This window comes from Paractinoplanes ferrugineus, from assembly GCF_016862195.1.
In the GTDB taxonomy this organism is placed as follows: domain Bacteria; phylum Actinomycetota; class Actinomycetes; order Mycobacteriales; family Micromonosporaceae; genus Actinoplanes; species Actinoplanes ferrugineus.
The window spans coordinates 99112-113022 of the sequence record NZ_BOMM01000016.1 but is presented as its reverse complement, the minus strand read 5'-3'; the positions used below and the strand labels follow the sequence as shown (position 1 = coordinate 113022).

At 72.2% G+C, this 13911-nt stretch carries 13 protein-coding genes; 7 read left to right on the top strand and 6 right to left on the bottom strand.

Annotated elements, in window-relative coordinates:
- The first annotated feature begins 385 nt into the window (after positions 1-385).
- Genes Afe05nite_RS11305 through Afe05nite_RS11295 form a run of 3 tightly spaced genes read left to right on the top strand, consistent with a single transcriptional unit; the run spans position 386 to position 2109 of the window.
- Positions 386-1228: an FAD binding domain-containing protein gene (locus Afe05nite_RS11305; protein WP_239117730.1), complete on the top strand. Its 843-nt coding sequence runs from the start codon at positions 386-388 to the stop codon at positions 1226-1228.
- 3 nt (positions 1229-1231) lie between these two features.
- Positions 1232-1438, top strand: coding sequence for a 2Fe-2S iron-sulfur cluster-binding protein (locus Afe05nite_RS11300; RefSeq protein WP_203816970.1), 207 nt, complete (start codon positions 1232-1234; stop codon positions 1436-1438).
- Positions 1435-2109 (top strand): alpha/beta fold hydrolase, encoded by a 675-nt coding sequence (locus Afe05nite_RS11295; RefSeq protein WP_203816969.1) that lies wholly within the window; start codon positions 1435-1437, stop codon positions 2107-2109. The genes Afe05nite_RS11300 and Afe05nite_RS11295 overlap by 4 nt, the downstream gene beginning before the upstream one ends.
- A 12-nt stretch (positions 2110-2121) precedes the next feature.
- Here the strand turns inward: Afe05nite_RS11295 and Afe05nite_RS11290 are convergent, their stop codons facing one another.
- Positions 2122-2316, bottom strand: coding sequence for a hypothetical protein (locus tag Afe05nite_RS11290; protein ID WP_203816968.1), 195 nt, complete (start codon positions 2314-2316; stop codon positions 2122-2124).
- A gap of 197 nt (positions 2317-2513) precedes the next feature.
- On the opposite strand from Afe05nite_RS11290, the gene Afe05nite_RS11285 reads away from it, so the two are divergent.
- Positions 2514-5120: a putative bifunctional diguanylate cyclase/phosphodiesterase gene (locus Afe05nite_RS11285; protein ID WP_203816967.1), complete on the top strand. Its 2607-nt coding sequence runs from the start codon at positions 2514-2516 to the stop codon at positions 5118-5120.
- Between the two features lie 178 nt (positions 5121-5298).
- Positions 5299-6933, top strand: a complete 1635-nt coding sequence (locus tag Afe05nite_RS11280) for a methyl-accepting chemotaxis protein (protein ID WP_203816966.1) — start codon at positions 5299-5301, stop codon at positions 6931-6933.
- Between the two features lie 10 nt (positions 6934-6943).
- Here the strand turns inward: Afe05nite_RS11280 and Afe05nite_RS11275 are convergent, their stop codons facing one another.
- Together Afe05nite_RS11275 and Afe05nite_RS11270 are read right to left on the bottom strand one after the other, a co-directional pair.
- Positions 6944-7546: a TetR/AcrR family transcriptional regulator gene (locus Afe05nite_RS11275; RefSeq protein WP_203816965.1), complete on the bottom strand. Its 603-nt coding sequence runs from the start codon at positions 7544-7546 to the stop codon at positions 6944-6946.
- Positions 7547-7622: 76 nt separating this feature from the next.
- The gene (locus Afe05nite_RS11270) at positions 7623-8498 is read right to left on the bottom strand and encodes a LysR family transcriptional regulator (RefSeq protein ID WP_203816964.1); all 876 of its coding nucleotides are present in this window, start codon (positions 8496-8498) and stop codon (positions 7623-7625) included.
- An 83-nt stretch (positions 8499-8581) separates the two neighbouring features.
- On the opposite strand from Afe05nite_RS11270, the gene Afe05nite_RS11265 reads away from it, so the two are divergent.
- Together Afe05nite_RS11265 and Afe05nite_RS11260 are read left to right on the top strand one after the other, a co-directional pair.
- Complete coding sequence (locus tag Afe05nite_RS11265; protein WP_203816963.1) at positions 8582-9817, top strand: MFS transporter; 1236 nt, start codon at positions 8582-8584, stop codon at positions 9815-9817.
- A 154-nt stretch (positions 9818-9971) separates the two neighbouring features.
- Positions 9972-10784, top strand: coding sequence for a SigB/SigF/SigG family RNA polymerase sigma factor (locus Afe05nite_RS11260; RefSeq protein WP_239117729.1), 813 nt, complete (start codon positions 9972-9974; stop codon positions 10782-10784).
- A 78-nt stretch (positions 10785-10862) separates the two neighbouring features.
- On the opposite strand, the gene Afe05nite_RS11255 is transcribed toward Afe05nite_RS11260, so the two are convergent.
- From Afe05nite_RS11255 to metX, 3 genes are read right to left on the bottom strand one after another with little or no spacing between them, the layout of a single operon-like run.
- Positions 10863-11336, bottom strand: a complete 474-nt coding sequence (locus Afe05nite_RS11255; RefSeq protein ID WP_203816961.1) for a CoA-binding protein — start codon at positions 11334-11336, stop codon at positions 10863-10865.
- A complete protein-coding gene (locus Afe05nite_RS11250) occupies positions 11333-12625 on the bottom strand; it encodes an O-acetylhomoserine aminocarboxypropyltransferase/cysteine synthase family protein (RefSeq protein ID WP_203816960.1) in 1293 nt (430 codons plus the stop codon). Before Afe05nite_RS11250 ends, Afe05nite_RS11255 begins: the two co-directional genes overlap by 4 nt.
- Positions 12622-13821 (bottom strand): homoserine O-acetyltransferase MetX, encoded by a 1200-nt coding sequence (metX, locus tag Afe05nite_RS11245; RefSeq protein ID WP_203816959.1) that lies wholly within the window; start codon positions 13819-13821, stop codon positions 12622-12624. The genes Afe05nite_RS11250 and metX overlap by 4 nt, the downstream gene beginning before the upstream one ends.
- Between the last annotated feature and the right edge of the window lie 90 nt (positions 13822-13911).

Genomic DNA, 13911 nt, shown 5'->3' with positions numbered 1-13911 from the left:
GTGAGGTCCTTTCGTCGGTTTGTCACCGCCAAGTCTTGCCCGCCGCACGGCCGGGTGGGGGGTTCTGTCAGTGCCTGCCTACCAGGTGGCGAGCACCCGCGCCGGGCCGCTGCGGATGGGGCGGTGGCGCGGCAGCCACTCGCGGGCGTCCCCGCCGAAACCCGGGAAGTGCGGCGTGCCGGCGGCGTCGGTGCTCCGGTAGGCGTTCGCGTCGCCGACCTTCGCGCCCCAGCCGCAGTCTGCCGCCCAGCTCCGATCAACAGGCGGATCGGCGCGGACCGGCCACTTCCGGGTGAAATTCCGGCGATCCGTTACGGGTGCCGAAATGCGGGAATCACCCGTCGGCACTATGTGCCCGAGGGGCACCCTGAGGAACGGGGCAGCCTTGGAATATCTCCGTGCGACCTGCCGCGACGACGCGCTGGCCGCTCTCGCCGACGGCAACACCAGCGTGCTCGCCGGTGGACAGAGTCTCGTCCTCGATCTGTCCAAGGGCGACGCCGAGGTGCGGCGGGTCGTCGACATCAACCAGGTGGCGGAGTTCGATCTGCTGACCGAGCGGGACGGGGTGCTGCGGGTGGCGCCGCTGGTGCGGCACCGCACGTTCGAATCGGTGACGGTGGGCGGCCCGCTCGGCGAGCTGATGCGCCTGGTCGTCCGCAACATCGGGCATCCGCCGATCCGGGCGCGGGGCACCATGCTCGGCAGCCTCGCCTACGCCCATCCGGCGGCGGAGTGGCCGGCGCTGGCCGTGGCGCTGCGCGCCCGGTTCGAGCTGAGCGGTCCGGACGGGTGCCGGACCGTGCCGGCCGACCGGTTCTACACCGGACCGTTCGCGACCGTGCGCCGACCGGAGGAACTGCTGACCGAGGCCCGGCTGCCGACCCTGCCGCCGGGCACCGGGGTGGGCTACGCCGAGGACCGGTCCGGTCCGGGGATCTACCCGGAGGCCGCCGCGATCGTGGCCGTGACGATGACCGACGGCCTGATCACCGCCGCCACCATCGGGCTGGTGAACGCCGGGCCGCGCCCGGTGTGCGCCCGCGCGGCCGAACGGTCGCTGCTCGGCACGTCCTTCTCGGACGCCGCGGTCAACGCCGCGGCCGAGGCGGCCGCCTGCATCGACGCCGACTTCGGCAGGATCGCCCCGGCCGACCGGCGGCGGCGGGAACGGGCCACGTGGCGGCTGACCCGCCGGGCGCTCACCCAGGCCCGGGAAGGGTGCTGACGGATGTGGATCACCCTGGTCGTCGACGGCGAGCACCGCCGCGTCGACGCCGACCCGCCGCACACCCTGGCCGACGTGCTCGGCCTCGGCCCCGCCTGCGCCGACGGCAGCTGCGGGGCCTGCACCGTGGTGGTCGCCGGGGAGCCGGTGCACGCCTGCCTGATGCTTGCCGTGCAGGGTGCCGACCGGCCGATCGGCATTCCCGGATGAACGTGGTGATGGTGCACGGCCTGGCCGTCTCGCACCGCTATCTGCTGCCGACCGCCCGGCCGCCGGCCGCGCGCTTCCCGGTCCTCGTGCCGGACCTGCCGGGTTTCGGGCACAGCCGAAAACCACCGATCGCGTACGGCGTGCACCAGCACGCCCAGTACCTGTCCGACTGGCTGGACGCCCGCGGGCTGCGGCGGGTCTGCCTGGTCGGGCACTCGTTCGGGGCGCGGGTGGTGGCCCGGCTGGCGGTGCTGCGCCCGGAGCTCACGGGGGCGCTCGTGCTCGCCGGGCCGACCTGTGATCCGCGGGCCCGCGGCCGGGCGCGACTGGTCCGCCGCCGGCTGGCCGACCTGCCGTTCGAGCCGGCGTGGCAGGCGACCGTGCTGGCCCGGGACGTGGCCGACGCGAAACCTTGGCGGGTGTGGGCGACGGTCGGTCATTCCGTACGCAAGGAGGTGGAGCGTGACCTGCGCCGCCGGCCGGTGGCACCGCTGGTTCTCGGCGGGGCGCTGGACCCGGTCGCGCCGGTCCGGTGGCGGGCGGCCGTGGCGGCGACGACCGGCGGCGTGTCGGTCACCGTGCCGCAGGCCGCGCACAACGTGCTCACCACGGCGGGCGAGCGGTGCGCGGCCCTGATCGACGCGCATGTGCGCGCGGCCACCCGGGGATGACCCGGCGACGGCTCAGCGGAAGGAGAAGCGGCGGCGCTTCGGCTTGCGGAAGCCCTGCAGCGTGTCGGCACCCTGGCGGAGCAGACGGGACGCCCGGTTGGGGCCGCGCCGCGACTCCACCACGTCACTGAGCTTGCGAGCACCGGCGATCGCCACCGGAACGGCCACGGCCATGATGACGAAGCGTCGAATCAGGTTCGGAATCATGTTCCTCTGATTACCCCCGTTTACCGCAGACCAAGCGGCCCGGGCAACGACCGTTTCGTCGATGCGGGCGAGCGTGCGCCGGTGGAAGGATTCGACAGATCGCGCGACGGCCGTAACCGAGGCCGCGGTCCGTCGTTTACCCACACGTCGGACATGAAAGTGCCCCCCTTTCCCCTCGCATTTCCGGGACGACATCGATGGCAGCCGGACCCCTTTCCCGCGCGGTGCTGATCGCCGCGCCGGTTCTGTTGTGCGCGGCCGGGCTGGTGCTGCTCCCGCCGGCCGCCGTGGCCGGCTTCATGATCGCCGGGGCCGGGGTGACCGCGGCGATCATGGCGCGCGCCGCCGTCTCGGGCCGCTCGGCCGGGCCGAGGCTGCGCGCCCTCGCGCTGGCCGGTGGCGTCGGGCTGACCGCGCTCGCCGGTGCCGGCAGCGGCTTCGCGGCGCTGTTCGCGCCGCACACCCGGGTGGCCGGCGGCGTCCCGCTGGCCGCCGAGATCCCGCTGGTCAGCCTGTTCTTCGTGGCGGCGCTGGTGCTGCCGGCGATCCTGCGCCCGGCGCAACGCCGCGACACCCTGGCCCGCCTGCGGTTCGGGCTCGACGTGCTGGGCGTGACCGCCTGCCTGATGTTCGCGTCATGGCTGCCGCTGTTCAGTGCCGGCCCCCGGCTCGGCGCGTCGATCACCGCGCTGATCTTTGGGTCGGCCGCGGTCGCCACGGCGGCCGTCGCCGGCGTGCACGCGATCCGGGACCGCGCCGCGCTGCAGTGGTGCGGACCGGCCGCGTCGCTCTCGCTGGCGGGGCTGACCGCCCTGGTCGTGGCGGCCGACTTCCACGGCGAGCCGAACGCGGCGATCGCCGCCGTGGCCGCGGCCGTCGCGATAAACGTGGCGGCCGTGGCCCTGTGGCACGGCTCGGTGCGGATCTCGCCGGACGTCGGGACGGTGCCGTCGCCGGGCAGCGAGCCGTCCGGCAGTTTCCCGCTGCTGGCGGTCCTGATCCTGGGCTCGGCGCTGGTCACCGTCTATCACCTGATGAACGGCCGGGGCGTGGACGAGGCATCGATCATGCTGGGCACGGTGGCGGTGGCCGCCGTCGCGGCCCGCGAGTGGGTGTCCGCGATGGCCCTGCGCCGGCACGCCGGGCACCTCACCGACCAGGGCAACCGCCTGCGTAGCCTGATGTTCGGGTCGGCCGACGTGGCCATGGTCCTCGACGCCAACCTGGCTGTGCGGTGGCAGTCGGCGGCGGCCGCCCGCCACTTCGCACTCTCCGATCAGGATGTCCTGGGCCGCCCGGTGTCCGCCTTGATCCACCCGGAGCAGGTCGACGAGGTCCACGCCTTCCTGGCCGAGCAGATGTTGCGCAACGGGCACGACGGGAAATCCGTCAAGATCCGCGACGGCTTCGGCGACTGGCGGGAGACCGAATGGACCGCCGGCGGCACCGATCCCGCCGAACCCGGCCACACCCTCGTCGTGCACATCCGCGACGTCACCAACCTGCGCGATCTCGAGCAGGCGCTCCGTCAGGACACCCATCTCGACCGGCAGACCGGCCTGGTCAACCACGAGGGCCTGCTGCGCGCGGCGGAGCTGATCCCGGACGCCGGCGCGATGATCGTCGTCGAGCTCAGCGGCCTGACCGCCATCGGTGACGTGCACGGCCGCGACCTCGCCGAGGTGGTGCTGGTGGAGGCCGCCCGCCGGTTGCGGACCGGGGTCGCCGACGCCGACGTGACCGCCCGGGTCGGCGAGCACCGCCTCGCCATCCTCACCCACTCCGGTGCCGTGCGCGCCCAGTTGCTCTCCGGTCAGCTGGTCAACGCGCTGTCGGCGCCCTACCCGGCGGCGGGCACGGTGGCGCACCTGTCGGCCCGCGCCGGCCTTGCCGACGTCACCGGCGAGCACGGCATCGCCGAGGTCATCCGCCGGGCCTCGCTGGCGTTGCGGTCGGTGCGCTCCGGCCCACCGGGCTCGGTCGAGTGGTACGACGCCGAGATGGAGTCCCGGCTGCTGCGCCGTTCCACACTGGAGCAGGACCTGCCGGGCGCGCTGGACCGCGGCGAAATCAACCTGAGCTACCAGCCGATCGTCGACCTCACCACCGGCCACGTCGTCGGCACCGAGGTGCTGCCGTCCTGGCGGCACGGCACGCTCGGGGCGGTGCCGGCCGCCGAACTGCTGCCGCTGGCCGAGGAGCTGGGCCTGCTCGGCGACCTCGGGCACTGGCTGCTGCACCGCTCCTGCCGGGTGCTGGCCGAGTGGCGGCAGCTGCACGACTCGCTCTGGCTGGCGGTCAACGTACGCCCCCGCGAGCTGGTCGACCCGGCCTTCCAGGCGAGCCTGCACACCGCCCTCGACAATCACGGCCTGCCCCACTCGGCCCTGGTCGTGGAGATCTCCGAGCAACACCTTCTCGACGTACGCGGGGAAGCCGCGCACCGGCCCGCGGTCGAGGAGGTGGCCGCGCAACTGGGCCGGCTGCGGGTGCAGGGGGTCCGCACCGCGATCGACGACTTCGGCACCGGCCCGACCTCGCTGAGCCGGCTGCGCGTCCTCCCGATCGACTTGCTGAAGATCGACGGTGAGATGTCCGGGGTGATGGACGTGGCGGTGACGCTCGGCCGGCGCTTCGGCATGGAGGTCATCGCGCTCGGCCTGCAGACACCGGCCGACCTGGACACCGTCCAGGCGGCCGGCTGCCGGTTCGCCCAGGGTGAGCTGCTGGGCCGGCCGATGCCGGCCGAGCATTTCGAAGCCCTGCTGGAGGAGCACGGCGACCTGCCACACCATCGGCGGTGACGCGCCGCCACGTTCTCCGCGCGGTGGCCGGCGAGGTCGACAGTCCGTGACGTGCTCACGTGTTCTCCCCTTTCACTCCGTTACCGAACCCGCGTCGGAACCCGGCGGAAATCCCCGATCGCCACCCCGGGCCCGGCGACTGATCGCATAGTGAGGACATGCGCGGTAGGGGACCGTCATGAGCACGGTGGTCATCGGCGGGACGAGCATCGCGGCCCGGCCGCGCCGGGTCTCGTTCGCCGATCTGAGCGTCAACGTCAAGGTGCTGCTCGCCGTCGCCACGGCGGCGCTGGTCGCGCTGATCGTGGGGATCGCCGGGCTGGTCGCGCTGAGCAGGACCAGCGAGTCGGCTCAGCTGATCTACAAGAGCAACGTCTCGAGCATCAAGTCGGTCGGTCAGATCCGGTACTGGGCGACGCAGACCCGCTCGGACGCCGCCAACCAGGCGCTGTCGCTGACCCCGGAGACGACCCGGCAGTTCACCAGCGACGTGGCGACCGACATGGCCAACTTCGCCGCGGTGATGAAGTTGTACCGGGGGAGCACGCCGGCCGCCGAGACCGCGCTCATCGACCGGGTGCAGGGACTCTGGGACACTTACACGAATCTGGTCAACACCCGGCTGCTCCCCGCCGGTCAGCGCAACGACCTGCGTGGCTGGGCCACGATCCGCAAGAACGAGACGCTGCCGGTCCTCACCGAGCTCTACGCGGCGTTCACCAAGCTGGACGAGGCGGAGACCACGGACGCGGCCAGCAACGCCGCCGCCGCGAAGTCACGCTACAAGAACAGCCGTACCCTGGAGATCGTCACCCTGTCCGTCGGGCTGGTGCTGGCCATGGCGATCGCCCTGCTGGTCACCCGCAAGATCGTGGCGTCGCTGACCAAGGTGACGTACGTGTGCGACGGTCTCGCCGACGGCGACCTGACCCGGACCACCGGCCTGGACACCCGCGACGAACCCGGCCGGATGGCGCACTCGCTGGACACCGCGATGGCCCGGCTCCGGCGGACCATCACCACCATCGAGGGGTCGGCCGCCTCGCTGGCCGGCGCGTCCGAGCGGATGACCAGCACCGCCGGGCAGATCGCCGCCTCGGCCGAGCAGACGTCGGCGCAGGCGCTGGCGGTGTCGGCGGCGGCCGAGGAGGTCTCGCGCAGCGTCGACACGGTGTCGGCGGGCAGCGAGCAGATGGGTGCGTCGATCCGGGAGATCTCGCAGAACGCCGCCGAGGCCGCCCGGGTGGCGTTCGAGGCGGTCAGTGTCACCGCCGCCACGTCGGCCACGATGAGCAAGCTCGGTGACTCGTCGGCCGAGATCGGCAACGTCATCAAGACCATCACCGCGATCGCCGAGCAGACGAACCTGCTGGCCCTGAACGCCACCATCGAGGCGGCCCGCGCCGGGGAGGCCGGCAAGGGCTTCGCCGTGGTGGCCAGCGAGGTCAAGGATCTGGCCCAGGAGACCGCCAAGGCGACCGAGGACATCTCCCGCCGGGTCGAGGCGATCCAGGCGGACACCAGCGGGGCGGTCGCCGCCATCGAGGAGATCTCGCTGGTGATCGAGCGGATCAGCGACTTCCAGACGACCATCGCCTCGGCGGTCGAGGAGCAGACCGCCACGACGGCCGAGATGAACCGCAGCGTGGCCGAGGCGGCCGGCGGCACCAACGAGATCGCGCAGAACATCACCGGTGTCGCCGACGCGGCCCGGACGACCAGCCACGGCGTCATCGAGACCCAGGAGGCGACCGCCGACCTGGCCCGCATGTCGGCCGAGCTGAGCGGTCTGGTCGCCACGTTCCGGGTGTGACCCGGCGGTGCTACTCGCCGAAGAGACGGCGGATCTGGTAGTCGACGACGGCCGCCGCCTCCTCGGGGGTGCGCACCCCGACGTGGATGGTCGAGGCCAGCCCGGCGCCCAGCGCGGCGAGGGTGCGGGCCTCCAGGTCGGGGTCGATGCCGGGGGAGACCCGGCCGGCCTGTTGTCCCGCGCGTAACTGCCGGGCGATGACGTTCTCCAGGGAGTCCTGCGGGTTCCGCGCCGCCGCCGAGGCGAGGGCCGGGTCGGTCAGCGCCGCCGCGTAGTAGGCGGCGTGCACCCGCGACAGCAGGTGACTCTCCTCGTCGTACGGCATCACCTCGAGCAGGACGGTGCGCACCACCTCGACCGGTGTCGGGGTGCGGCCCAGGGCCGCGAAGCGGGCCCGCATGCGCCGCCCGGCCGCCGCCGCCACCTCCTCGAACGCGTAGACGATCAGGCGTTCCTTGGTGGTGAAGTAGTACTGCACCAGGCGCATCGACACGCCGGCCTCGGCCGCGACCTCGCGCATCGTGGCGGCCGGCAGCCCCCGGGTGGCGGCGATGCGCCAGACCGCCTCCGCGAGCTGCCGGCGGCGCTCCTCATGGTCCACGCGCTTGGGCACCGGATCGGCCTTCCTTCTCATACGTCGGCTGGCTGGTACGTCGGCCGGACCAGCCGGCCGGGCGGGTCGCGGCGGGTCAGTCGTAGGGGCCGGCCGCCTCGACCCACTGCCGGAAGCGTTCGGCCGGCGGGGCCAGGCGGCGGTCGGTGCGCCAGGTCAGGCCGACGATCCGCTCGGCACCGGGTGCCCGCAGCGGGATCCCGACCGTACCGGTGGCGCCGGCGAACTGCTCCGGCACCAGCGCCACCCCGAGGCCCGCACCGACCAGACCCTCGACCGTGCCGAGGTCACCGATCTCGAACGCCACCCGCAGCGCCGCCCCGGCCGCCGCGAACAGCTCCTCGACCTGGGCGCGGAACCCGAAGCCCGGGGGCACCGTCACGAAGTCCTCGCCGGCCACGTCGGCGAGGCGCGCCGACGTGCGGCCGGCCAGCCGATGGCCGGCCGGGACGATGAGCGCGAGGCGCTGCCGCTGCATCTCCAGCCAGCCGTACGAGCCGTCGGGTCGCGGGGAGGTCAGGGCCAGCTCGGCGGCCCCGGTGGTGAGGTCCTCGAGGATCACGTGGCTCGGTTCCTGGCGCAGCTCGACCCGCAGCCGTGGGGCCTGCCGGCGCACGTCGTGCAGCATGCGCGGCACCAGCGAGGTGGACATCGAGTCGAGGAACGCGAGCCGCACCGTGCCCGCCTCGGGATCGAGCACGCTCGCCAGGTCGCGGCGTAGCCGGTCGTGCCGGTCGACGATCTCGCGGGCGGCCTCGAGCGTCAGCTCGCCGAGCGGGTTGGGGTGCACCCCCGTGGCGTCCCGCTCGAACAGGCGGGCGCCCAGTTCCGCCTCGAGGCGGGCGAGCAGCCGGGACAGGGTCGGCTGGCTGGTGTGCAGGACGGCGGCGGCCTCGGTCACGTGTCGGTGCTCACCCAGGACCAGCAGGCTGCGGAGGTCTTCGATCTGCACGAGCAGGCATCATACGCCGTACACATGCGATTGAAGCTTCTGATGCATTAGCCGCATGAAGAAAGGCGGCGCAGGGTGGGCGGGTGCGTGGATATCGCCCCGGGGAAGCCGGTTATCGCCGGGTCAGCCTTGCTCTGTTCGCCGCCGGAGTGGCCACGTTCGCGCTGCTCTACAGCACCCAGGCGCTGCTGCCCGAGCTCGCCGGCACGTTCGGGGTGAGCCCGGCCCACAGTGCGTGGTCGCTGTCGATCGCCACGATGGGACTCGGTGTCGCGCTGCTGATCGCCGGCCCGCTCTCGGAGCGGATCGGCCGCACCCGGTTGATCCATTTCTCCCTGGCGCTCGCCGGTGTCGTCGGCCTGGCCGGCGCGATCGCCCCCACCTGGCCGGCCCTGCTCGCGCTGCGCCTGCTGCAGGGCATCGCGCTCGCCGGCCTGCCCGCCGTCGCCACCGCTTACCTGCGCGAGGAACTGCACGCCGACACGCACGCCCGCGCCGCCGGTCTGTACATCGGCGGCACCGCGCTCGGCGGCATGTCCGGCCGCCTGCTCACCGGTGGGGTCGCCGACCTGCTCGGATGGCGCTGGGCGATGGCCGCCGTCGCCCTGCTCGGCCTGCTCTGCGCGGCGGTGGTGGCGGTGCTGCTGCCGCAGTCCCGCAACTTCGTCCCCCGCCGGTCCGGCGCCTTCACCGTGCGCGCCTTCACCGATCCGGCACTCGTCTCGCTGTACGCGGTCGGTGCCTGCTCGATGGGCGCGTTCGTGGCCGTCTACAACGCCATGAGCTTCCGCCTGACCTCGGCGCCGTTCCTGCTGGGCGCGGCCGCCGCCGGCACGGTGTTCCTGGTCTACCCGGTCGGCACGCTCAGCTCGACCCTGTCCGGCCGGCTGGCCGACCGGTTCGGCCGCCGCGCGGTGATGCCGTTCGGCAGCCTGCTCACCGCGGCCGGCCTGCTGCTGACCCTGCCCGACCGCCTGCCGGTCGTCGTGGTCGGGCTGGCCGTGATGACCGCCGGTTTCTTCTGCGTGCACGGGGTGGCCAGCGGCTGGGTCCCGGTCCGGGCCCACGCGGCGGGCCTGCCGGCCGGGCCGGCCGCGTCGCTCTACCTCTGCTGCTACTACGCGGGCTCGTCGATCTTCGGGAGTCTCTCCGGTACGGCGTGGTCACTCGGCTCGTGGCCGGCCGTGGTGGGTCTGTCCCTGATCTTCGTCGTGCTCAGCGGGGTCCTGTCGACCAGGCTGCGCCGGGTGCCGGCCCTGATCCCGGACGGTCGCTCGGGTCGTTTCCGGCCCGCGATGCCTCTCGAGGCCGGTCGCTGAGGCGCGCTGCCGCTCCGCCCGGATGCCCCCGTGACCTGCGCTCTAACTCCTCGAATGGATGACTTGCGACACGTGGACCGATCGCCTCATCCGCTTGCCACGTGGCTACTGTTGCGGCAAGGCAATTGTTTCACCGGCAAAAAGGGGACTACACGTGCAGGAAACTGCGATATCAGATCAGCTGGCCGCCGAGCTGATCGAGGCCTACGCGACCGCCGACCCCGCCGACCCGGCCCGCCCGGCCCTGCGCGACCGGGCGATCGAGGCCTGGCTGCCGCTCGCCAAGCACCTGGCCCGGCGCTACGCCGGCCGTGGTGAGGCCGAGGACGACCTGTCTCAGGTGGCGATGATCGGGCTGATCAAGGCGGTGGACCGGTACGACGCGGAGCGGGGCGTCGACTTCCCGGCGTTCGCGATCCCCACCGTCCTCGGCGAGGTGAAGCGCTACTTCCGGGACCACTCGTGGTCGATCCGGGTCCCGCGCCGCCTCCAGGAACTTCACCTGGCGATCAGCTCCGCCAACGCCCAGCTGACCCAGCGCCTCGGTCGCGCACCCACGGTCGCCGATGTGGCCGCCCACCTCGAGGTCACCGAGGAGGAGGTGCTGGAGGGCCTGGAGGGTGCCCGCGCCTATGCCGCCACTAGCCTGTCCACCCCGGTCGCCGACGGCAGCGACCGCGAGCTGGGCGACACGATCGGTGGCCCGGACGCCGCCTTCGAGCTGACCGAGCAGTTGATCGCGTTGCGCCCGGCGATCGCCGGCCTGGCCGAGCGCGAGCGCAGCATCCTGGCGATGCGCTTCTACGACGACCTGAGCCAGTCGGAGATCGGCGAGCGCCTCGGCATCTCCCAGATGCAGGTCTCCCGGCTGCTCTCCCGCACCGTCGCCACCCTGCGCGCCCAGCTGCTGGGCGAGGACGCCGGTGCCCCGGCCGAACCGCGCCACCGCACCCGCGTCACCTGCTGAGCCCGCCCGGCCTGCTGAGCCTGATCACCTGCTGGGCCCACGTCACCTGCTGAGATCGAGGGGCGGGGCCCGCGGGGGTCACTGCAGGCCGGTGCGCACCGAGGTGATGCGGTGGGTGTTGAAGCCGAGCCAGTGCATGCGGCCCACGTAACGGGCGTGCTCGATCTTCAGGCACCGGTCCATGATCACGGTGAGCCCGCCCTCCTCGGCGATCCGTGCGCCCTCCTCGTTGACCACGCCGAACTGGGTCCACAGTGTGCCCGCGCCGATCGCCACCGCGTCGCGGGCGATGTCGGGCAGGGCGCTCGGCGCGCGGAACACGTTCACCACGTCCACCGGCGTGGGCAGGTCGCGCAGGCTCGGGTAGCTCGTCTCGCCGAGGATCTCGGTCTCCCGCGGGTTGACCGGGAAGACCTGATAACCGTGCCGCTTCAGGTAGTAGCCGACGAAATAGCTCGCCCGCAGCTGATTGCCGGAGAGGCCGACGATCGCGATCTTCCGCGAATTGTGCAGCACCCGCTGGATCTGGTTGACGTCCTGATAGTCGGTCATTTCGACGACACCTCCGCCAGCGCCTGTTCGAGGTCCCAGATCAGATCGTCCACCGACTCGGTGCCGACCGACAGCCGGATGGTGCCCGCGCCGACCCCGGCCGCCGCGAGCTCCTCGTCGCTGAGCTGGCGGTGAGTCGTGCTGGCGGGGTGGATGATCAAGCTCTTGGCGTCGCCGACGTTCGCCAGGTGCGACCACAGCCGCACGCCCCGGATCAGGTCCTGCCCGGCGTCCCGGCCGCCCTCGACGTCGAACGAGAACACCGCGCCCGCCCCGAGCGGCAGGTATTTCGCGACGAGGGGCTGGTAGGCGCTCGACGCCAGGCCGGGATAGCCGACCCGGGTGACGAGGGGGTGCTCGTCGAGGAACGAGGCGACCCGGGCGGCGTTGGCGACGTGGCGCTCCATCCGCAGCGACAGCGTCTCGAGGCCCTGCAGAAAGAGGAACGCGTTGAACGGTGACAGTGCGCCACCGAGGTCACGCAGGGTCTCGGCGCGCAGCTTCATCAGGTAGCCGTACATCCCGAAGGTCTCGTGGAACTGCAGGCCGTGATAGGCCGGGGAGGGCTCGGCGACGACCGGGAACCGCCCGTTGGACCAGTTGAACGTGCCCGCCTCGGTCACCACGCCGCCGATGCTGGTGCCGTGCCCGCCGATGAACTTGGTCGCCGAGTGCACGACGATGTCGGCACCCCACTCGATCGGGCGGCAGAGATAGGGCGTCGCGAACGTGTTGTCGACGATCAGCGGCAGGTCGTGCTCGTGGGCGATGCCGGCCACCGTCTCGATGTCCAGCACGTTGCCGCCGGGGTTGCCGATCGTCTCGCCGAAGAACGCCTTCGAGTTGTCCTTGACCGCCTTGCGCCACGCGTCCGGGTCGTCCGGATCGACCCAGGTCAGCTCGACGTTCATCTTGCGGAGCAGGTGCTTGAGCTGGTTGACGGTGCCGCCGTAGAGCGCCGACGAGGCGACCACGTGATCACCCGGTTCGAGCAGCGTGAACAGCGCCGCCGCCTGGGCCGCGATGCCGCTGGCGAACGCCACCGCCCCGGAGCCGCCCTCCAGGCTGGCGATCCGCTCCTCGAACACGGCCACGGTCGGGTTCATGATGCGGGAGTACGTGTTGCCGTACTCCTGGAGGTTGAAATAGGCCGCCGCCGACTCCGGATCCTCGAACACGTAGCTCGTGGTCTGGAAGATCGGCACCGCGCGGGCGCCGGTGTTCGGATCCGGTCGCTGGCCGGCGTGCAGCTGGCGGGTCTCGAATCCGAACTCGTGCTCTGTGCTCATGGAAGTCCCAGGAATCGGCGGACGAGGGGAATCTGCTGGGCTTCTTCCAGCAGGAAGCAGTCGTGCCCGTAGGGCGCGTCGAGCACATGCAGCTCGACCGGCTTGCCGTTGCCGGCCAGCGCGGCCTCGATCTCGGTCGAGGCCACCGGCGGGTAGAGCCAGTCGGAACTGAAGGCGATCAGCAGGGTACGGGCCCGCACCGTGGCCAGGGCCCGGTCGAGGGAGCCGCCGCCGTGCGAACGGGCCACGTCGAAATAGGTGAGCGCGCGCGACAGCCGGACGTAGGTGCCGGCGTCGAACCGCTTCACGAAGGACCCGGCCTGGTGGTCGAGGTAGCTCTCGATATCGAACTCGGGCTGGTCGATCGTGTAGCGGATGTCGTCGCCGGACCGCAGCCGCCGGCCGAACCGCTCGCTCAGCGAGGGCGCGGACAGGTAGGTGATGTGGCCGACCATCCGGGCCACCCCCATGCCCGCCTCGGGGGCCCGGCCGGTGCCGTAGTAGTCGCCGCCCTGCCAGGCCGGGTCGCGCATGATCGCCTCGCGGGCGATCGCGTTCCAGGCCACGCCCTGGGTGTGCAGCGCGTGGGTGGAGGCGATCACCACTATCGAGTCGACCTGGTCGGGATGGCTGATCGCCCACTCGAGCGCCTGCATGCCGCCCAGCGACCCACCGGCCACCGCGGCCAGCCGCTCGATGCCGAGCTCGTCGAGGAACGCGCGCTCGCAACGGACCATGTCGGCGACCGTGATGACCGGGAAGTCCGATCCGTACGCCGAACCGGTCATCGGGTTGGTCGAGGAGGGACCCGTCGTGCCCCGGCAACCGCCGAGAAGGTTCGTGGAGACGACGAAGAAGCGGTCGGTGTCGAACGCCTTGCCCGGCCCGATCATGCCGTCCCACCAGCCGAGGGCCTTGCCGGCGGAGCCGTCGCGACGCTCCGCCGCGAAGCCGTCGCGGGTGCTCGCGGCCGGCGCGGACGCGGAGTAGCCGGCCGCATGGGCGTCACCGCTCAGCGCGTGGCACACAAGGATTACGTTGTCGCGCGAGGGGGCGAGCGTGCCGTAGGTTTCGTAGGCGACGCGGACCTGGTCGAGCTGACGTCCGCAGTCGAGCGGCAACGGTGCCGGCAGATCGACGAAACGGGTTTCGACGCTGCCGACCGACCCGGCCGGGAGAGTCGAAGTTGAAGCCATGCGGGCGATCCTATCTATCCGGCGTCCGGGCAGGCCAGTATTGTTGCCGAGATCCCCTATGGGTTCGATAGGACAACGGGCGAAAAGGAG